Raw genomic sequence first — 20,592 nt, forward strand, 5'->3', positions numbered from 1 at the left:
ATGTTTTTCAACTCTTTGGCTTTTGCCATATTTTTGCCAATAGTTTTTTTCTTATATTGGTTTGTCTTCAATAAAACTAAAAGCACACAAAATGCTTTGTTAATTGTTGCTAGTTATTATTTTTATTCTTGCTGGGATTGGAGATTTTTATTTCTTCTAGTTTTTTCTACATTTTTAGATTATTTCACAGGAATTAAAATTGAGAAAAGTAACTCAGAAAAGGGACGAAAATTTTGGTTTTGGCTTAGTATTTTAGTAAATCTAGGATTTTTAGGAATTTTTAAATACTATAACTTCTTTGCTACCTCATTTGCAGAAATGTTTACTTCTTTTGGATTTAAGGTAAGTCCAATGCTATTGAATGTAATTTTACCTGTCGGAATTTCATTTTACACTTTCCACGGATTATCTTATGTTATTGATATTTACTATAAAAGAATAAAAGCAGAATATAATTTTGTTGATTATTCACTTTTTGTTAGCTATTTTCCTCTTTTAGTAGCTGGGCCAATTGAAAGAGCAACGCATTTATTGCCAGAGCTAAAAGAAAAACGCGAATTTAATTTAGAAAAAGCAAAAGAAGGAGTTTGTCAAATTGTTTGGGGTTTAGTAAAAAAAGTAGTTATTGCCGATACCTGTGCCGTTTATGCAAACGCTATTTTCGATCATTATCCGTCAATGAATTCTTTTTCATTGATTTTAGGAGCAGTTTATTTTGCTTTTCAGATCTATGGAGATTTTTCTGGATATTCAGACATAGCGCTGGGAGTTTCTAAATTATTTGGTTTAGAGTTATTGAGGAATTTCAATTACCCTTATTTTTCAAGAGATATTGCAGAGTTTTGGCGCCGTTGGCATATTTCGCTTTCTTCTTGGTTTAGAGTTTATTTATATATTCCGCTAGGAGGAAGCAAAGGTGGCCTTTGGATGAAAATCAGAAATACTTTTATCATCTTTATTGTTAGTGGTTTTTGGCACGGTGCCAACTGGACATACATTGTTTGGGGATTTATAAATGCTCTTTATTTCCTTCCTTTATTATTATCCAATAACAATAGAAACAATATTGATTCTATTACTTTAAAATGGAATTTTGATTCTGTTAGAGTACTATTTAGCATTTTAACCACTTTTTTATTGACTTGTGTAGCTTGGGTGTTTTTTAGAGCAAAAACAATCACGGATGCCGTTTTATATCTAAAAAAGATATTCACTAATGGAAAGTTTAGCGCTCAATATTTAGATAACGAGCGATATAATTATGAATTATTACTAATGATTGGCTTGTTCGCTCTGGTTGAATGGAACAATAAAACCAAAGTAGAGCCAATTTCAGGAAAAAGGAGTATCCTTAAAATGGCTTTAGCTATTATGGCTATAATCGCTTTCGGAACTTACTCAGATTACAAAGAATTTATTTATTTCCAATTTTAATGAAGAAGTTTTTATTATACATATTAGGAATTTTTCTATTAACAGTCTCAATAGCGGTTATTTTAGACGGATTGTATACTTATGTTTTTATGCAGTCAAGAAACCGTGGAAAAATGGAAACTGTTTTTAATTCTAAAGCACAAAAATATGATGTAGTAATTCTTGGGTCTTCGAGAGCGAATAATCATTTTGTCTCACAAATGTTTGAAGATAAAGGATTAAAAACATTTAACTACGGGATGAGTGGAGCACATTTGTTTGAAGCTTCTTTAATGTTGAAATTGATGATAGAAAGGAAATATAAAATTAAGAATGTAATTCTAGAAGCAGATCTTAATCTTTCTAGTGATCATCAAGCAGAAGGCAGTTCAGCATTGTTTTTGCCATTTATTCATAATTCGGAAGTAATTAAAGATCATTTTAAAAATGAAAGGGATTTCAATGAATTGTATTATATTCCTTTTTATAGGTATGTGAAAAATGAAAGTAAAATTGGCTCTAGAGAAACATTTTTTACAGCAGTACACAAAAAAACTAATACTTTGGATAATTTGGGTTATCGCCCATTAGAAAAGCATAAAAATGGCAATATGAAAAATAATATTGTTAATTTAAATCCGCTACCTCATAATAAGTATTATGAAGAGATTAAAAATATTTGTAAAAAAAATAATATCAATTTCATAGCTGTAATGACTCCAATGTGTGAAAATGTAGTTGGAATGGATTATTTTGATAAGGTTAAAAAAGTATATCCGGAAATTTACAATTATGAAAATGTAGTTCTAGAAAATAAATATTTTTCTTCTTGTGGACATATGACAGATGAGGGGGCTAAATTATTTACAGCTAGAATAATTAAAGATTTTTTTAATAAATAATTATGCAGATAGCATTTCTAACTCCAGAATACTCTCATCCCAATATTACACAATCAGCAGGAATAGGGACAAGTATTAAAAATCTGGCGACATCTCTGTATAATTCAGGAAACGATATTGCGATTTTTATTTATAATCAGCCTGTACAAGAAATTATAGATGACAATGGAATCAAAATTTATCGTATTAAAAAAATAAAATATAAATTTTTAGGATGGTATTTGTACCGTAAACACATTGAGAAATTCTGTAATCAAATTATAAAACAAAAGAATATTGAAGTAATTGAATCTGTAGATTGGACTGGAATTACGGCTTTTATGCATTTTGAAATTCCTTTAGTAATTCGTTTTCATGGGAGCGACACCTATTTCTGTCATTTAGAGAATAGAAAACAAAAACTTAAAAATTTCTGGTTTGAAAAATTGGCAATAAATAGAGCTCAGGCATTTATAGCACCAACAACATTTGCTGGAGAAGTTTCAAAAAGGCTTTTTAAGATAAAAGGAAAAGAAATACAGACTATTTATAATGGTGTAGATCTTAAAGAGTTTGAAAATAAAGAACCAGAAAAATTCGAAAAAAATGCAGTTCTTTATATTGGTACTTTAATTAGAAAAAAAGGTGTTTTAGAACTGCCAGAAATTTTCAAGAAAGTTCGTGATGTTATTCCTGAAGCCAAATTAGTTTTAATAGGTGCAGATTCTTTTGATATAAAAACAAATTCAACTTCTACATGGCAATTGATTAAAAGTCAATTTACCTTAGAAGAATTAAAGGACGTAACATATCTTGGTAAAATTCCTTACGGTGAGATAAATAATTATATAAGAAAAGCTCATGTTTGCGTTTTTCCAACTTTTGCGGAAACATTTGGAATGGTTACTGTCGAATCAATGGCATTGCAAAAAGCAATTGTAAATAGTAATATTGGATGGTCACAAGAACTTATTGTAGATCAAGAAAGTGGTTTTTTGGTGCATCCTGCGGATCATAGTTTATATTCTGACAAAATAATTCAGTTACTGAAAAACGATTCACTATGCTTAGAAATGGGAGAAAAAGCTAGAGCTAGGGTAGAAAGTAAATTTGATATATCTGTATTGGTGAAAGAAAATATCAAGTTTTATCAAAGAATAATTAATCATCAAATCTAATGGTAGTTATTTATCACCAAAACAATAGAGTTACAAAAGTCTATAGAGATGAAGAAAAAATTTCGTTTGATACTTCTTTAAATATTGCCTCAACTTTAATGAAGTTAGCGGAAAAATTTCCAACAGATATATTAATCTGGAGCCATAGCACTATTGAGTCTAATATCGATTGGGATGCTTTAGATTTAATTTTTCATCATGATAGAATTATGGTATCTTTCAATAATAATCAAGAGAAATATTTTTGCGATCGTATTGGTTATATTGACGAATCTATTTTTCTGAATATTAGAAAGGATGTTGTTTATCCAACTTGGTTGACTAGTAGCGCTATAGGAGGAATAAGCTCAAAAGCATTGTTGCAATTTGAAAATAAAATTAAACTTGGAAATGATTTTGACTATTTCTTGCATAGTTTAGCAAAAATAGGTTCAGTAAAAGGGTTATTTTGTTATTCAGATCTAAGATTTTTAAAAGATAAAAGAATTTCAATTCCAGTTCAAAAGGCGAGTATTTATACTTTATTTCAATTTGTACAGCAACATTATCGTACACGTTGGATCTTCATACTTTTTTTTAATTTTTTAATTTTCGAAAGACGCTTTCCAGTTATTCCTTTATTAGGGGCTTTACGATTCAAAAAACGAAATAAAATCAATATTCAATTGTCCAGTGTAAAAGTTCAATCAAAATTGAAAGTTATTGAATTTAAGACTATGGATGTTATTATTCCGACAATTGGACGTAAAGATTGTCTATATGATGTATTGCAAGATTTAGTAAAACAGACTCATTTACCTAAAAATGTCATAATTGTAGAACAAAATCCTTTAGCAGAGAGTACTAGTGAATTGGATTATTTAGCAAAGGAGCAATGGCCATTTGAAGTTAAACATATTTTTACCCATCAAGCTGGAGCTTGTAATGCTAGAAATGTTGCTCTTAGTCACGTTTCTAGTGAATGGGTATTTTTAAATGATGATGATAACAGGTTTGATAAAGATTTAATACGTAATGTTTTTGATAAAATTGAGCAGTTCGGCATTTATGTTGCCACAACATCTTATTTGCAAAAACATGAAAAGTTAGTATTTAAAGATATTCATCAAACAAGTATTTTTGGATCTGGAAACAGTTTTGTAAAATCTAGCTGTCTAAAAAAAGTTTCATTCTCAATGGCATTAGAGTTTGGTTATGGAGAAGATTTTGACTTCGGTATGCAGTTGCGACAAGCTGGCTTTGATGTGATATACTTCCCAAATCCAGCTATTTTACATTTAAAAGCCCCTTTTGGAGGGTTTAGAATTAAGCCACAGTTTGCATGGGAAAGTGAAAAATATGAGCCAAAACCATCACCTACAATTATGTATACAAAGCAGAAATATTTAAGTTCAAAGCAAATTGAAGGTTATCAGCTAAAGCTTTTTATGAAATCTATTAAAAAAGAATCTCCTTTTAATTGGATTGGATTTTATATTTCGTTTAAGAGAACATGGAATACTAGTGTAGATTGGAGTAAGAAAATATCCAAAATGAAATAATGTTGCAATTAAAATTAAAGAGTTTTAATTTTTGTAGCTAACAGGAAAAAAAATAAATGAAACAGATTTTATAAAAGCAATGCTAAAAATATATACAGAACAACAGTTTTTAACTCCAGAAAACAGAAAAAATGTTTTTCCTCTGCTTTTTGATTTGGTTTATGTACCTAACGAAAAAGCGATGGCAAATTTTTCTTTAACAGATTCTATTTTGTTGGCAGATATTGCAATTTTTCCTGTAGACATCGTTTCTTTCATGAAAAAGGATAAAAATAACTTCTTAAATAATTGGATTGAAAGTGTATCAAAATATGATATCTCAATCTGGGTATATGCTGCAGGTGATTTCGGATTAAGTTTAAACTACCCTAATGTTACAACATTTCGTTTGGGAGGTTTCAAATCGAAGATGACTTTTCTAACCAATATTTTACCTTCTTTTATTGTAGATCCTTATAATCGAGTAATAAAAAACGACTTTTTCGTTTTGCCAAAAAATGAAAAACCAAACATAGGATTTGTTGGAAATGCCAATGGTTCTGTATTAAAATTTGTTAAAGAGCTTTTGTTGTTTACCAGAAGAAATTTAATTTATGAAATATTGAAAAATCCAGAAGATTATCATCCCTTTTATCCCTCTGGATGGAAGAGGTTTCATTTTCTAAAAAAAATCTTGAAAGAAGATAATATTGAAAGCGATTTTATTTTTAGAAATAAATATAGAGCCAGAGATACTGGCTCTAAAGAGAATTCTACAATTGAGTTTTTTAATAATATTCAGAATAATTTATATATTTTTTGTTTGAGAGGAAATGGAAATTTCTCAGTTCGTTTCTATGAAGCTTTAATAATGGGAAGGATTCCGGTTTTGGTAGATACAGATGTAAAATTGCCATTGGAAGATGAAATTGATTGGAAGCAGCATTGTTTAATAGTTTCTGAAAAATCAATTATTAAAGAATTAATTAATTTTCATTCATCAAAAACAGAAACAGAAATTGAAGAAATGCAAAAAAACAATCGAAAATTAATATTGGAAAAATTAAATCGCATTGATTATTTTATTCAGATAACAAACGCAAAACGGAAAAAGGCATGAAGTTTTCTTTAATAGTATGTACATTTATGCGGGCAAAGCCTCTGTTGAAGCTTCTTAAGTCGGTTGATAATCAAACCATCTATCCTGATGAAATTTTGATTATTGATGGATCATTAGATAACGAAACAAGGAAAGTTTTATCTGAAAATGAATTTAAAAAACTACAATATTTTTTGGTTTCAGATGAGAATCGTGGACTTACAAAACAACGTAATTTCGGAATTGCTCGAGTTGCTTCTGACTCTGAAATAGTCTGTTTCTTAGACGATGATACCATTCTGGAAAACAATTATTTTGAAGAATTATTAAATACATATAAGCATTATCCTGATGCGGTAGGTGCAGGAGGTTATATAGCAAATGAAGTTAATTGGCAAAAAGCTGAGGATAATTATAAACCGTCGATAAAAGAATTCTATTTTGACGGTTGGGTACGCAAAGATGGAAGCCGTTTTATGATGCGGAAAAAATTAAATTTAGACAGTGATTGTTTGCCTGGATTTTTACCAGCTTTTTCTCATGGAAGAAGTTTGAGTTTTTTGCCTCCAAGTGATAAAATTTATCATGTAGAACAATTAATGGGAGGAGTTTCTTCATTTAGAAAATCAGTTTTTAAGAAGCTTTCATTTTCGACTTATTTTGAAGGCTATGGTCTATATGAAGATGCAGATTTTACACTAAGAGTTTCAAGAATAGGGAAACTATATTTAAATACTCGAGCTAAACTTGCGCATTTTCACGCAGAGAATGGCAGACCAAATCAATTTTATTACGGAAAAATGGTGGTAAGGAATGGTTGGTATATTTGGAGGTTAAAAAATGAAAACCCAAGATTTAAAGATCGATTAAAATGGAATTTTATTACAATTCTATTAATCGTGGTGCGATTTACAAATGTTTTTACGAAAAAAAATAAAAAAGTCGCTTTCTCAGAAGCTCTAGGAAGAACCATTGGTTTTTTAAGTTTATATATCAAAAAACCTAAAGTAAAACAATGAAATTTGCCATAATTACTCACGTTAATCATTCTAAACAATTAGACGAATTCTTTGGTTATGGACCTTATGTCTGGGAAATGAACATTTGGTTAAAATATGTTGATGAAATAATTATAGTTGCCCCCTTAAGAAACAATGGGCCAACAGTAATTGATCTAGCTTATAAACATAATAAAATTACTTTTAAGAAAACTGCCGATTTTAATTTGGTTAATTTCAGGAATGTACTATTATCAGTAGTTAAGTTGCCTATAATTTTTTGGAAGATATTTTGGGTAATGAAAGCCGCAGATCATATTCATCTGCGTTGTCCGGGAAACATGGGATTAATAGGTTGTCTTGTCCAAATTCTTTTTCCAAACAAAATAAAAACGGCAAAATATGCAGGTAATTGGGATCCAAAAAGCAAACAACCCTGGACTTATCAATTGCAAAAATGGATTTTAAATAACACTTTTTTGAGTAAAAATATACGAGTTCTTGTATATGGAGAATGGAATAATTACTCAAAAAATATAAAATCTTTCTTTACTGCTTCTTATTATGAAAAAGATAAATTGCCATTAAAAAAAATGGATTTAAGTGGAATAATAAATTTTATTTTTGTTGGAACTTTATCATCTGGTAAAAATCCCTTGTATGCTGTAAAGTTAGTTGAAAATCTATTTAAAAAAGGCTATAAAGTATCTTTGCAATTGTATGGAGATGGAGCAGAAAGAAATACTTTAGAAGAGTATATTTTATACAATAAATTAGAAAACTATATAATATTAAAAGGAAATCAAAATCAAGAAATTATAGCGAATGCTTACAAAAATGGTCATTTTGTAATTTTGCCTTCTAAAAGTGAAGGATGGCCGAAAGCACTTGCAGAAGGAATGTTTTGGGGCTGTGTTCCTATTGCAACAGATATTTCTTGTGTGCCATATATGCTTAATTATGGAAAGAGAGGTATCCTTTTGCAAAGAAAATTAACAAAAGATATTCAACAATTAGAAGAAATATTAAATCATGAAGAACGATTTGATTATTTCAGGAAAGAATCATCAGAATGGTCAAGAAAATATACTTTGGATTTTTTCGAATCTGAAATAAAAAAAATACTAAAGAAATGAAGAAATATATAATAAGTTTAATACTGTTTTTTGGAGTTTTAGTCCTATTCGTAATACATTACAGAACCCCTTTTTTTCAACAAGATAGTGGCGGCTGGTCGATTGGGTATGGGGAATCTAAAGTATATCCGGAAAATATTGATGTAAAGAAAAACCAAATTTATTCTATTGAGAAACTAAAAAAAAACAATGACAGTACCTTTTTTCTTGCAGATCCATTTTTTATAAAAGAGAAAGATACTTTTTATATTTTTTTTGAGCATCAAAAAAATGATTCAAATGCTGATGTAGGTTTAATGACCTCTATTGATGGAAAAAATTATCAGTATAGAGGAACAGTGCTGAATGAGAAGTTTCATTTGTCTTATCCTCAAGTGTTTAAATACAGGTCAGATTTCTATATGATTCCTGAATCAAAACAAGCAAATGCGGTTTTATTATATAAAGCGAAGCGGTTTCCTTTTGATTGGAAAATTTGTGACACTTTGTTGAAAAATGTTAAATTAAAAGATCCATCAATTTACTTGTCCGATTCTCTGAACATTATGGTGGCATCGGATGATAAATTGAATATGTACGTTTATCAGGCAGATTCTCTTTTTGGGAAGTGGAAATTGCATAAAAAACCAATTGCTTTAATGGGAACCGAAGCTAGAGCTGGTGGTCGTTTTTTTGCAGATAAAAAAGGATTAATACTTCCTGTGCAAAATTGTACGCATGGTTATGGTTATGGTTTGTCTTTGTATCGTTTTTCTTTTAAAGGTGATACTTATAGTGTAAAAAGAAGTATTCCATTTTTTTTAAAAGAGAATAAAGAAATTAAAGAGTTTAATGCAGGAATGCATCAATTTGATATTCAAAAAATAGGAAACAATCGTTACTATTATGTATATGATGGAAATAGATTGAATAGTGACTCAAAAAAAATTAATTTATATGGTCCTTTAAAATGGACTTATATTGATATTAAAAATTGGATTTTAAATTAATGAGAATTCTTCAGATTATTGATTCTCTTGACGCTGGTGGTGCCGAGCGGATGGCGGTAAATTATGCCAATGGATTGGTCAATGTAGTTGAGTTTTCAGGACTCGTTGCAACGCGCAAGGAAGGTTTGCTATTAGATCAAATTTATCCATCTGTTTCATATTTGTTTTTAAGAAAAAAAACTAAATTGGATATTAGTGCCGTTTTTAGATTGAGATCTTATGTCTTAAAAAATAAAGTAACACATATTCATGCACACAGTACCTCTTTTTTTCTTGCATTTCTTCTAAAACTAACTTTGCCTTCTCTAAAAATTATTAGACATGATCACTATGGCAATAATGAATTTTTAGAAGACAGACCTTACTCTGTTTTGAAATTAACAGCCTTTTTATTTGATGGAGCTATTACAGTAAACCAAAACCTTAAAGAATGGTCAGAGAAAGTATTAAAAGCAAAAAATGTAATTTATTTGCCAAACTTTGCAGGTACGGAGGTAAACGTGGAAAAAAGTACAGCGCTTAAAGGATTTAAGGGGAAAAGAATTGTTTGTTTAGCTAATTTAAGACCTCAGAAAAACCATTTTTTATTATTGGAAGTTGCTGAGAAACTAAAAGTTTCATATCCAGAATGGACTTTTCACTTAGTGGGGAAAGATTTCGAAGATGAATATTCAAATCTAATAAAGGAAAGTATTAGAAAAAAAGAATTAGAGAATAGTGTTTTTATCTACAATTCAAGACGAGACATATTTAACATACTAAATCAAGTAGATATTGCTGTTCTAACTTCTAATTCAGAAGGTTTTCCAGTTGCTCTTTTAGAGTATGGACAAAGTAAAAAACCCGTTGTGGTAACAAATGTCGGAGAAGTTCCATTTATAATTAAACATTACTATAATGGTTTACTAGTTACAAATTCTAATGCTGAAACTTTTTGCGAAGCCATAGTTGAATGTATTGAAAATATAAATTTGCGATTCTCTTTAGGTGACCACTTGGCAAATACTATTTCGGAAAATTTTTCTGAAAAAGCAGTTATAAAAAAATACTTAAATTGGATACATATAAGTTAAAATGAAAAAAAAAATATCAGCATATACTTTATTAATTATTATCCACACCATTTTAGGTGTATTGATTTTTGTATTGCCATTTATTTCAAAGTTATACACTTTGGCAACATTCATATTTGGTCTTTATTTTATTATCAAGACCAAAAACAGTAATAATGAGGTACTCATTATGTGCGCTTATATTGTAAGTATGGAAGTCCTTTTAAGAATGACTAATGGCATGCTTCTAAACGAGTTTGGTAAATATTCAATATTAGTTTTTCTGCTGCTTGGAATGATTTATACTGGCTTTTCGAATAAAGGTTTCATATATGGGATTTTTTTATTGCTCCTGGTTCCGGGCATTATTTTATCATCAATTTCATTAAACCTAGGTACAGATATAAGGAAAGCACTGGCTTTTAATATTTCTGGACCTGTTTGTTTGGGAATTTCTTCTATCTATTGTTGTCAAAGAAAAATATCATTTGATAGACTAAAAGATGTTATTACTTCATTTTCTTTTCCATTGATTAGTATGGCCATATATCTTTTTCTTTACACTCCAAGTGTAAGAGATGTAATAACAGGAACACAATCTAACTTTGAAACATCTGGAGGTTTTGGGCCCAATCAAGTGTCAACATTATTAGGACTAGGGGTTTTTGTCTTTTTTGTACAGATGTTGTTTAATTCTAAAAGCTTGTTAATGCAAATAGTAAATATTGGATTGGTTCTGATTTTTGCATTTAGAGGAATTGTTACTTTTTCAAGAGGGGGAATGATAACTGCAGTTGTTATGATTTTTTTTCTTCTAATAGTGATGTATTTTCAAGCCAATTCTAATATCAAACAGAAAATTGGGATAATTGTTTTAATGTCTTTTCTTGCAGGAATAGGAGTTTGGACTTATAGTTCGATACAAACTCACGGTTTTATTAATAAAAGATATGCAAATGAAGATGCTATAGGAAGGAAAAAAGAAAGTCAATTAAGCGGAAGAGAAGTTTTAATGGAAACAGAGTTGGAGATGTTTTTAAATAATCCAATATTTGGAGTCGGGGTTGGTAAAAATAAAGAGCTTAGAAAAGAAAAAACTGGAATTGATTTGGTAACACATAATGAAATTACTAGATTGTTAGCCGAACATGGTTCTTTCGGAGTAGCAGCTTTTTTAATACTATTATTTACGCCTATAATTTTTTTTATAAACAATAGGCAAAACATATTTGCGCTTTCATTTTTGATTTTTTGGCTCCTAACAATAAATCATGCGGCAATGCGAACAGCTGCTCCTGCTTTTGTATATGCATTATCGCTTCTTTTTGTGCAAGTGAAAATTCCTAAAGAAACAGAAAATTAATAGATTAGTTATATTTTTTTGCGATACATTTGCTTTGCCCTAACCCAATTAAAACCTACAAATGATGTTCTCAAAAAAGAAAATGCATTTCGAAATTTCGGAGAGGAAGATATTGCTCCTTTCTTTCGATGCTATTTTTATTTTATCCGCGTTATATTTATTAAGTTCAGTATTTGACTATCATTATTTTGAATTTGATATTCACAGTGTGCTGAGCATTCTTTTGCTAATTGCCTATATTTATATTTTCGGAGTAATTTTTGAAATTTATAATTTACAAGTGGCAAGCAATCAGCTTCAGATTCTGCAGAATGTCGTTTTTACTGTAAGTGCTACCGTTCTGGCTTATTTGTTTACGCCAATTCTTTCTCCTGTATTGCCTAAACAGAGGCTCGTTATACTAATATTTTACTTTACAATATTAATTACCCTGTTGCTATGGCGTTTATTTTACTGTTATTTTCTAGCCTCTCATCGTTTCTCTCAAAGTGTAGTTTTGATTTGTGACCAAAGCGAAGTTGAAGAATTAGTTTTAGGATTAGAAAATGTCGATCCGCATTATAAAATTATTGGTTTTGTAAACTCCGATTCTGTTGCAGATGAAAATCTAGATTTTCATTACGTTAAAGAAATAAAGAAGGATGTCCTAGAACATTTTGTATTGACACATCATGTTTCGGAAATCATTATTGCTTCTCAAAATACAGATGGTATAACTCCAGATTTATATCAGCAATTGCTTCATTTATTAGAAAAAGGAGCTATTATACGAGAATATACTCAGGTTTACGAAAGTAAAACACAACGCATCCCCGTTCATCATATAGAAAAAGATTTTTATAGATTTTTTCCTTTCAGCAGAAGTAATAGTAATAAACTTTATTTGTCTTTTGTTCGGCTTATAGAAATCATGTTCTCTATTTTGGGGTTATTAATATCTCTAGTTTTTATACCAATAATTTTTCTGTGCAATATCTTTGCAAATAAAGGAAGCCTTTTTTATACTCAAGAAAGAGTAGGGAAAAATGGAGATGTTTTTAAGATTTATAAGTTTAGAACTATGACAGAGAATTCAGAAACCAATGGAGCTGTATTTGCTGTTCATAATGATAAAAGGGTTACTCCGTTTGGTAAATTTATGCGAAAGTCAAGAATTGATGAACTGCCTCAATTTATTAATGTTTTAAAAGGAGATATGGGGGTAATTGGCCCTAGACCTGAGCGCCCTTTCTTTGTTGAAGAAATCGCAGCTGTAATGCCTTTTTATGAAACGCGTCATGTAATTAAGCCTGGGCTTACAGGATGGGCGCAGGTTAATTATTCTTATGGAGAATCTATAGATGAGAGTTTGATTAAACTTCAATATGATCTATACTACATCAAGCACAGAAGTGTTTTTCTTGATTTGAGTATCACTTTCAAAACCATTACTACGGTTTTGTTCTACAGAGGTCAATAATATTTTTTAGATTATAATCGGAATTGGTTTTTTGTTGCGAATAGCTGTTCGCACTAAAACCACTCCGCTTGTAATGATTAGTGGTAAAGTGATAAAGAAATGTGCTTTGTTAATCAAAAACAAAAAGTAGATCATTAAAAGCACAAAGTTGATTAACGAAAATCGATACGTCCATAATTTGTTTTTGAAAATTGAAAAGAATACTAAAAGCAATAAAAGCGGACTGAATAATAATACATTATAATTCATTGCTAGTTCTTGGTGAAAAGAATAAAATCCCATAATTACAAAGAATATTCCAATAAGAGATAAAATCAAAAAGTAGATTTTATCGACTGTTTTGTTTCTGGCGAAGATTACAAAAAGTAAGATAAAAAGATAGGTATAAATATTATTCCACAAAGATTTTGGAGTCTCTTTTGTAAATTCTAATAACGTTTTGCTTTTGGCAGCAAGAGGCTTATTTTGGAAAGTAGTTTGGTCTAAACTGTTTTTCAACTCAAATGGAAGAAAAATTCTTGTTCCCATTTGATCTACTTTTGTTCCAAAAATAATGCTTGTTCCCAACTGATCGTAGAAATGACCATCAAAGTAAGGAAATAGAATAGAGCGATAGGTTTTGTCTGTGTCTTCTGTTTTGGCAATTACATTTCCGCCTAAAGTTTTATTCACTACATCAACGACCATCGAAGTGCAATTTTTATCGATAAATTTGTACGTATAATAACGCTCGTCAGAAGCTAAAACGGCATTTAATTGATCGAAAAGTTTTTGTTTTAAATCTTGAGAAATTAGTAATTCCTGCTCATAAATACTTCTTTTTTCATAAGTATATTCATTAAAAAAATCTGCGTAGGAATGTACTGTTGCAAAATATTGAAGATCTCCTTTTGCGAACTTTAGAACAAAATTTGGAGTTCTAAAATCAAAAGTTCCATAATTGTAAACAACGTCAAAATTGTTTCCAGGATCTAAAACCCTAATTCCTGTGTGTCCGAAATAAGAATACGTTTCGTTTCCAAGTCCGCAAGTCAGAATGCTAATTTTAGCGTCTTTAGATAAAGCTAAACTTTGGCTGAAACCAATAAAACTGGATAAGAATAATAAAATAAAAAGTGCTTTTTTGGACATGACAGTTTTCATGATTTAAAATTTTAATGTTTTTTGGTTTCTAATTATTATCTAAAGATACCTAAATCTACTTTCAGCGAAAAAATATTAGAATACAAGGCAGTACTTTGATTTCCTAAATCAGTTAAGGCATAATCAATTTGTATGCCTTTATATCGAAATCCTAAACCGATATTAGGCTGGAAGTTTACTTTTTCAGTATTGTCCAATTGTGTTACATTCTGAAAATTTCCTGCACCAGCTCGAACGAAAACCAAATCGGTATAACCAAACTCAAACCCTAGAGCTGGGTCTATACTTATAGGTTTTGAAGAAATGATATCGTTTGTCTGTTCAAATCGCATATTTAAATTCGCAGAAGTCACCAAACTGCATTCGTTATGAAAATCAAATCTTTTTGAAACTCCCAATTGTGCTTTTGGCAGTGTTATTTCGGTGCTTTCTGGCAATTCGTTATTTTCTCCCGGAATTGCATTAGCGATTTTGGCATATTCTTCTTCATCAATATTCCAAATGTTGTAAGTTGTGGTAATGTCTCGAAGCATTAAACCAAATTTCCAATCGTTTCTTTCAAACTGAAGTCCAATATCAAATCCAAATCCCCACGAATTAGCAAATTTTCCAATTACTCTTCGAATTACTTTTGCGTTTACACCATATTGAAATCCGTCAACAGGCAGTTTTCGAGCATAAGAAAAAGTAAAACCATAATCTGCAGTAGAGAAAAGACTAATTCTATTATAATCTATATTTCCTTGATTATCGATTAATTGTGTGGTATCCATGATATCGTCGACTCCAAAACGGATCATCGAAATTCCCCAAGCACTTCTGTCGTCAATGGGGCTTGCGTAGCCTATGTAATCGTATTGCGCAATATTAGCAAAATAGCTGGCGTGCATTAAAGCAATTTGATGATCTTCAAGATGCGTTAAACCTGCAGGATTCCAGTAAACAGCATTTACATCATTGCTAGAAGCAGTTACAGCACTTGCCATTCCAAGAGCCGCGGCATCGACACCAATATTCATAAATTCATTCGAATATTTTCGAACGGTTTGTGCATACTGAAAAGTACAACTCCAAAGTAATAAAAACACTAAATATTTCTTCAACGTATATGTTTTTGCAGATCGAGGCCTGTTTTTAAATTTTTATCAAAAATATAATATTTTACTCATCTAATAAGTTCCTTTAGTTAAATATTGCGAAAGTCATACTTTGAAATAAAAAACTCTCGAAAAAACTCGTTTTGCATCGAGTTATTATACTAAATTTGTTCTCTTCCATTATCAAAACTTTAAACTATGAATATTAAAAAGCATGTGCCAAATCTAATTACATTAATCAATCTTTTCTGTGGCTGTGTCGCAATTGTTTTTGTCTCTAAAGGAGATTTTTTAATGGCTTTTTACATGGTTTGCTTGGGAATCTTTTTTGATTTCTTCGATGGTTTTTTTGCCAGATTATTTAAAGTTTCAAGTCCGCTTGGGTTACAGTTGGATTCTTTAGCAGATATGGTGACAAGTGGCGTTGTACCAGGTTACGTCATGTACAGTATGTTTGCTAGAGGCGGTGATCAACTAGGAAATCAAGCAATTGTTCCCTTTTTAGGATTTATTATAACTTTAGGCGCCTGCTACAGATTAGCCAACTTTAATATCGATACTCGTCAGACAGATTCGTTTATTGGTTTGCCAACTCCTGCAAATGCCATTTTCATTATTAGTTTGCAAATAGTTCTGGATATGTATGCAGATTCGTCTCTTGTAATTCTTGAATTATTGACAAATCAGTGGGTTTTATTACTTGTTACTTTGGGAAGCGCTTACATTATGAATGCTGAAATTCCATTATTTTCTTTAAAAATTAAAAAATTCGGCTTAAAAGACAATGCACTTCAAATCGTGTTTTTGATTGTTTCAGTATTGTTAGGGGTATTGCTCCATTACATCGCAATTCCGCTGATTATTGTTTTCTACGTTTTATTGTCTATTATCAATAATCTATTTCTGAAAAAGTAATTCTGTTTAATGGCAAGAAAAACGACTTATCGTAAAACATATTCAAGAAAACCAGCTGGAAGATCTTTTCTGAGCAGACTTTTTCGAGGACTTTTATTGATTTTTTTCGGACTTTTATTCATTGGGATAATTTATCATTATCGCAAAGGACTTGCTTATTATTTAGGTTTTAAAACAGAAAAGGTTTTAGATGAAGATGCGGTTGACAAGCACCTTTCTGATGTTAGAAATATTCGTGTTCTTGAAAATCATAAAGGAAAAGTAATTGGAATCGACGTGTCCGAATTTCAGGGAAAAGTCGATTGGGAAGAAGTCGAAATTTTAGATGAAAAATACCCGGTTCAATTTGTTTTTATTCGTGCAACTGCAGGGAATGATCGTGTAGATAGACAATTCAAAAGAAATTGGGAAGGAGCAAAAGAAAATAAAATCATGCGTGGGGCTTATCATTATTATCGCCCTAACGAAAATTCTATAGAGCAAGCAGATCTTTTTATCAAAACAGTAAAATTACAAAAGGGAGATCTTCCACCTGTTTTAGATATCGAAAAATTACCTAAAAATCAGCCTTTAGATAGTTTGAAAAAAGGGCTGAAACGTTGGTTGAATAAAGTCGAAAAACACTATCAGGTCCGTCCTATAATTTATTCTGGTGAACGATATTATTCTGATTTTTTAAAAGAAGAGTTTAGCGAATATCTTTTCTGGATTGCCAATTATAATTTCTACAGAGAAAAAATCGAAGATGATTGGCTGTTTTGGCAGTTTACAGAAAAAGCTTCTCTGCCAGGAATCAAACACCGAGTTGATGTTAATATCTACAATGGCGATTTAGAACAATTGCATTTTATTACGGTTGAGTAATAATCATCAGTTTTTAGATTTTTAGTTTTCAGTATTTTATCAAAAAAAAAGTTTTTTAGTCTCAGTCCAAAACTGACTACTGAATACTTTTTTAAATTTATTTCAATAAAACTAAAATAACAATTATTATAAAAGGTAATAGAAGCATTACAGAATATGGATTGGCAAAATTTATAGTATAACCCATCCATTGAATCTTTTTGGGAGGAAGCAATCTTTTGTCTTTCGGATTATAATAACAGGTGTTGAAGAAATACCAATTCTTTGGATCTTTATGCCAATTATCGTAATCTTCCTGAGTTGGTTTTTCTGATTTCATTCGTAATTTTTTTAAGAATCATAGATTAAAAAAAAAATGGTAAAAAGAAATTTGCATTTTACTTTTTACCATTCAGATATAACTTTCTTAAAATTCCAGTTTCTTTTTACGAAGCTCGAAGTTTTGTCCAAGATAAACTCTACGAACCATTTCGTCTTCTACCAATTCTTCTGGAACTCCTGCTTTAAGAATTCCTCCTTCAAACATTAAGTATGTTTTGTCGGTAATCGCTAATGTTTCCTGAACGTTGTGATCGGTAATTAAGATTCCGATGTTTTTGTTTTTCAATTGCGCTACAATTCGCTGAATATCTTCAACTGCAACTGGGTCAACTCCTGCAAAAGGTTCATCCAATAAAATAAATTTAGGATCGGTTGCCAATGCACGGGCAATCTCTGTACGACGACGCTCACCTCCAGAAAGTAAATCGCCACGGTTGGTGCGAATGTGTTCTAAACTGAATTCTTCGATTAAACTTTCCATTTTAGCAATCTGTTCTTCTTTAGAAAGTTTAGTCAATTGTAAAACGCTCAAGATATTATCTTCAATGCTTAATTTTCTAAATACGGAAGCTTCTTGTGCCAAATAACCAATTCCTTGCTGTGCACGTTTGTACATTGGGTAATCAGTAATGTTCAAATCGTCAAGATAGATGTTTCCTTGATTTGGTTTTACCAATCCCACAATCATGTAAAAAGACGTTGTTTTTCCAGCTCCATTCGGACCCAAAAGCCCTACGATTTCTCCTTGATTTACTTCAACAGAAATCCCTTTTACAACACTACGTCCTTTATAAGTTTTGATTAAATTATCGGCTCTTAGCTTCATTTTTTTTAATTAGATAATATCTTAATTAGATAATGTGTCAATTTGATAATGAGATAATTATTATCTCTGTTGGCAAAATAAAATAAAATAAATTAATCAATTAAACGAATTAACATATCATATGAAAATTATCTAATGGACTAATTATCTCATTCTCTAATTATTTTCCCGCTTCTTCAAGAGCTTCCCAGAATTCGTAAGCTCTTCTTAAATGAGGAATTACGATTGTTCCTCCAACTAGAGTTGCGATTCCCATTGCTTCCATCATTTCTTCTTTAGAAACGCCTTCTTTGTAGCTGGTTTCTAAATGGTATTTTACGCAGTCGTCACATCTTAAAACGGTTGATGCTACTAGACCCAAAAGTTCTTTTGTTTTTACATCAAGAGCGCCTTCAGCATAAGCGTTAGTGTCAAGATTAAAAATTCTCTTTACAATTTTATTATTGTCGGCAAGCAGTTTTTCGTTCATTTTAGAACGATAGTCGTTAAATTCTTGAATGATATCAGACATTTTCTTTTAATTTATTTCTGTAAACAACTTTCGAAATCAAAATACTTACTTCGTAAATAATCAACATCGGAATTGCTACAATGGTTTGACTTACTACATCTGGAGGTGTAACAATAGCTGCGATAACCAAAATAAGGACTACAGCATATTTCCAATACTTTCTTAAGAATTCAGGAGTTACTAATCCTAATTTTGTTAAGAAATAAATAGCAATTGGAAGTTCAAAAAAGATTGCGCTTCCAAGAATACTCGTTTTAACCATTCCCATATAAGATTCTAGAGTAAATTGGTTTTTTACCACATCACTTATGGAGAAAGTAGCAACGAAGTTTACCGACATCGGAATTACAACAAAATACCCAAATAATACTCCTAAAAAGAAAAGTAGTGAAGAGACAAAAATGAATAATTTCGCATTTTTTCTTTCTTTCTCATAAAGAGCCGGACTGATAAATTTCCAGATTTCCCATAAAATATAAGGGAAACTCAAGATGAAACCAGCCAGAAGACACATCCATACAAAGATGTTAACCTGACCTTCCATTTCAGTATTCTGAATGATAAAATTCAGTTCGGTGATGCAAATGCTATCAGCAAAACCTAGCTGATGCGATAAGTCGCAAAACCAAACATAGGTAAAGAATGTTGGTCTTATCGGACCTAAAATAATTTGATCAAATAAATAATCACTAATAAAATAAGTAACAAATGCCATGATGCATGTTGCAAGTGTACTTCTAACCAATAACCATCTTAGTTCTTCAAGATGATCCAAAAATGACATTTCGCCAAGATTTTTTTTTGCCATTATACGATTCCTTCTTTTAAAATGTCATGTAAATGTAAAACGCCTTTGTACGTTCCTTCGTCAGAAACAATTAGCTGTGTAATAGAGTAGTCTTCTAAAATATTTAAAGCATCGACAGCCATAGTTTCAGACGAAACTACTTTTGGATTTTTAGACATAATATCCCTTGCAGTTAAGTCCGCAATAGTATCTACGTCGTTTAGCATTCTTCGGATGTCTCCATCGGTAATAATTCCAACAATTTTATTGTCTTCAATTACTGCAGTAACTCCTAATCTTTTTTCAGAGATTTCAAAAATCACTTTTTTGACAGATGTATCAGGAGATACAGCTGGTTTTAGTGAGTTTTCTATCATATCTTTTACGCGAAGCAATAGTTTTTTTCCTAAAGCACCTCCTGGATGATAAACTGCAAAATCTTCTGGTTTAAAATCACGCATCTCCATTAAACAAACGGCTAAAGCATCACCCATTACAAGCTGTGCTGTTGTGCTATTTGTCGGAGCTAAATTGATAGGGCAGGCCTCTGTGTCAACAGTTGTGTTTAAAACCAAATCTGAACCTTTTGCTAAAAATGAAGTTGTGTTTCCTGTAATAGCAATTAAGGTGTTTCCAAATCTTTTTAATAAAGGAACAAGGACTTTGATTTCTGGACTATTTCCGCTTTTAGAAATGCAAATAATGATGTCGTCATTTTGAATCATTCCTAAGTCGCCGTGAATTGCTTCTGCGGCATGTAAAAACATAGAAGCAGTTCCGGTTGAATTAAAAGTAGCCACCATTTTTTGTGCAATGATCGCGCTTTTTCCAATCCCCGTTACGATCAAACGGCCTTTGGTTTCGTATATGCGTTGGACAGCTTCGTAAAAATTTTCGTCCAAAAAATCAATTAGTTTTGTAATTGCTTCACTTTCAGAGAGTATTGTTTTCTTGGCAATCGCCAATATATTTTCTTTTGTGATCAAAACAGAATATTTAAAATTTGTATGTATAAAAGAAAGTTGTATCTTTATGTGTTG

20 protein-coding genes are annotated in these 20,592 nt (G+C 30.8%); 13 read left to right on the plus strand and 7 right to left on the minus strand.

The genetic code is table 11. The features are described 5' to 3' along the window. From AC3Y25_RS15130 to AC3Y25_RS15180, 11 genes are all read left to right on the plus strand, one after another. A complete protein-coding gene (locus tag AC3Y25_RS15130) occupies positions 1 to 1,434 on the plus strand; it encodes an MBOAT family O-acyltransferase (RefSeq protein ID WP_489903293.1) in 1,434 nt (477 codons plus the stop codon). After that, entirely contained in the window at positions 1,434 to 2,315 is an 882-nt protein-coding gene (locus tag AC3Y25_RS15135; protein ID WP_489903294.1) for a hypothetical protein, read from the plus strand. Before AC3Y25_RS15130 ends, AC3Y25_RS15135 begins: the two co-directional genes overlap by 1 nt. Before the next feature lie 2 nt (positions 2,316 to 2,317). Then, positions 2,318 to 3,472 carry a glycosyltransferase family 4 protein gene (locus AC3Y25_RS15140; RefSeq protein WP_489903295.1) on the plus strand — a complete coding sequence of 385 codons (1,155 nt, stop codon included), beginning with the start codon at positions 2,318 to 2,320 and terminating at the stop codon, positions 3,470 to 3,472. Continuing rightward, positions 3,472 to 5,013 (plus strand): glycosyltransferase family 2 protein, encoded by a 1,542-nt coding sequence (locus tag AC3Y25_RS15145; RefSeq protein WP_489903296.1) that lies wholly within the window; start codon positions 3,472 to 3,474, stop codon positions 5,011 to 5,013. The genes AC3Y25_RS15140 and AC3Y25_RS15145 overlap by 1 nt, the downstream gene beginning before the upstream one ends. A 79-nt stretch (positions 5,014 to 5,092) precedes the next feature. Then, positions 5,093 to 6,112 (plus strand): exostosin domain-containing protein, encoded by a 1,020-nt coding sequence (locus AC3Y25_RS15150; protein WP_489903297.1) that lies wholly within the window; start codon positions 5,093 to 5,095, stop codon positions 6,110 to 6,112. Then, complete coding sequence (locus AC3Y25_RS15155; protein WP_489903298.1) at positions 6,109 to 7,110, plus strand: glycosyltransferase family 2 protein; 1,002 nt, start codon at positions 6,109 to 6,111, stop codon at positions 7,108 to 7,110. The genes AC3Y25_RS15150 and AC3Y25_RS15155 overlap by 4 nt, the downstream gene beginning before the upstream one ends. Next, positions 7,107 to 8,225 (plus strand): glycosyltransferase family 4 protein, encoded by a 1,119-nt coding sequence (locus AC3Y25_RS15160; protein ID WP_489903299.1) that lies wholly within the window; start codon positions 7,107 to 7,109, stop codon positions 8,223 to 8,225. Before AC3Y25_RS15155 ends, AC3Y25_RS15160 begins: the two co-directional genes overlap by 4 nt. After that, positions 8,222 to 9,214: a glucosamine inositolphosphorylceramide transferase family protein gene (locus AC3Y25_RS15165; RefSeq protein ID WP_489903300.1), complete on the plus strand. Its 993-nt coding sequence runs from the start codon at positions 8,222 to 8,224 to the stop codon at positions 9,212 to 9,214. Before AC3Y25_RS15160 ends, AC3Y25_RS15165 begins: the two co-directional genes overlap by 4 nt. Then, positions 9,199 to 10,287, plus strand: a complete 1,089-nt coding sequence (locus tag AC3Y25_RS15170) for a glycosyltransferase (protein ID WP_489903301.1) — start codon at positions 9,199 to 9,201, stop codon at positions 10,285 to 10,287. Before AC3Y25_RS15165 ends, AC3Y25_RS15170 begins: the two co-directional genes overlap by 16 nt. A gap of 1 nt (position 10,288) precedes the next feature. Continuing rightward, positions 10,289 to 11,629, plus strand: a complete 1,341-nt coding sequence (locus tag AC3Y25_RS15175) for an O-antigen ligase family protein (protein WP_489903302.1) — start codon at positions 10,289 to 10,291, stop codon at positions 11,627 to 11,629. 64 nt (positions 11,630 to 11,693) lie between these two features. Beyond that, a complete protein-coding gene (locus AC3Y25_RS15180) occupies positions 11,694 to 13,088 on the plus strand; it encodes a sugar transferase (RefSeq protein ID WP_489903319.1) in 1,395 nt (464 codons plus the stop codon). A gap of 6 nt (positions 13,089 to 13,094) precedes the next feature. Here AC3Y25_RS15180 and AC3Y25_RS15185 read toward each other — a convergent pair whose 3' ends face one another. Both AC3Y25_RS15185 and AC3Y25_RS15190 read right to left on the minus strand, forming a co-directional pair. Continuing rightward, positions 13,095 to 14,231, minus strand: coding sequence for a lipoprotein N-acyltransferase Lnb domain-containing protein (locus AC3Y25_RS15185; protein WP_489903303.1), 1,137 nt, complete (start codon positions 14,229 to 14,231; stop codon positions 13,095 to 13,097). 35 nt (positions 14,232 to 14,266) lie between these two features. Then, entirely contained in the window at positions 14,267 to 15,334 is a 1,068-nt protein-coding gene (locus tag AC3Y25_RS15190; RefSeq protein WP_465254289.1) for a putative type IX sorting system protein PorV2, read from the minus strand. A gap of 192 nt (positions 15,335 to 15,526) precedes the next feature. Between AC3Y25_RS15190 and AC3Y25_RS15195 the strand changes: the two genes are divergently transcribed. Both AC3Y25_RS15195 and AC3Y25_RS15200 read left to right on the plus strand, forming a co-directional pair. Beyond that, the gene (locus AC3Y25_RS15195; protein ID WP_489903304.1) at positions 15,527 to 16,243 is read left to right on the plus strand and encodes a CDP-alcohol phosphatidyltransferase family protein; all 717 of its coding nucleotides are present in this window, start codon (positions 15,527 to 15,529) and stop codon (positions 16,241 to 16,243) included. 9 nt (positions 16,244 to 16,252) lie between these two features. Next, a complete protein-coding gene (locus AC3Y25_RS15200) occupies positions 16,253 to 17,107 on the plus strand; it encodes a glycoside hydrolase family 25 protein (protein WP_095929366.1) in 855 nt (284 codons plus the stop codon). Between the two features lie 97 nt (positions 17,108 to 17,204). On the opposite strand, the gene AC3Y25_RS15205 is transcribed toward AC3Y25_RS15200, so the two are convergent. The 5 genes from AC3Y25_RS15205 to AC3Y25_RS15225 all read right to left on the minus strand — a co-directional run bounded on the left by AC3Y25_RS15205 (position 17,205) and on the right by AC3Y25_RS15225 (position 20,538). Further along, a complete protein-coding gene (locus AC3Y25_RS15205) occupies positions 17,205 to 17,426 on the minus strand; it encodes a DUF5808 domain-containing protein (protein WP_095929367.1) in 222 nt (73 codons plus the stop codon). Positions 17,427 to 17,513: 87 nt separating this feature from the next. Next, complete coding sequence (lptB, locus tag AC3Y25_RS15210; protein ID WP_029272155.1) at positions 17,514 to 18,254, minus strand: LPS export ABC transporter ATP-binding protein; 741 nt, start codon at positions 18,252 to 18,254, stop codon at positions 17,514 to 17,516. A 160-nt stretch (positions 18,255 to 18,414) separates the two neighbouring features. After that, on the minus strand, positions 18,415 to 18,765 hold the full coding sequence (locus AC3Y25_RS15215) for a carboxymuconolactone decarboxylase family protein (RefSeq protein ID WP_144217757.1): 351 nt from the start codon (positions 18,763 to 18,765) through the stop codon (positions 18,415 to 18,417). After that, positions 18,758 to 19,573: a twin-arginine translocase subunit TatC gene (gene tatC / locus AC3Y25_RS15220; RefSeq protein ID WP_095929369.1), complete on the minus strand. Its 816-nt coding sequence runs from the start codon at positions 19,571 to 19,573 to the stop codon at positions 18,758 to 18,760. Before tatC ends, AC3Y25_RS15215 begins: the two co-directional genes overlap by 8 nt. Continuing rightward, positions 19,573 to 20,538: a KpsF/GutQ family sugar-phosphate isomerase gene (locus AC3Y25_RS15225; RefSeq protein ID WP_489903305.1), complete on the minus strand. Its 966-nt coding sequence runs from the start codon at positions 20,536 to 20,538 to the stop codon at positions 19,573 to 19,575. The genes tatC and AC3Y25_RS15225 overlap by 1 nt, the downstream gene beginning before the upstream one ends. Between the last annotated feature and the right edge of the window lie 54 nt (positions 20,539 to 20,592).

The organism is Flavobacterium sp. LK-23, from assembly GCF_058135255.1.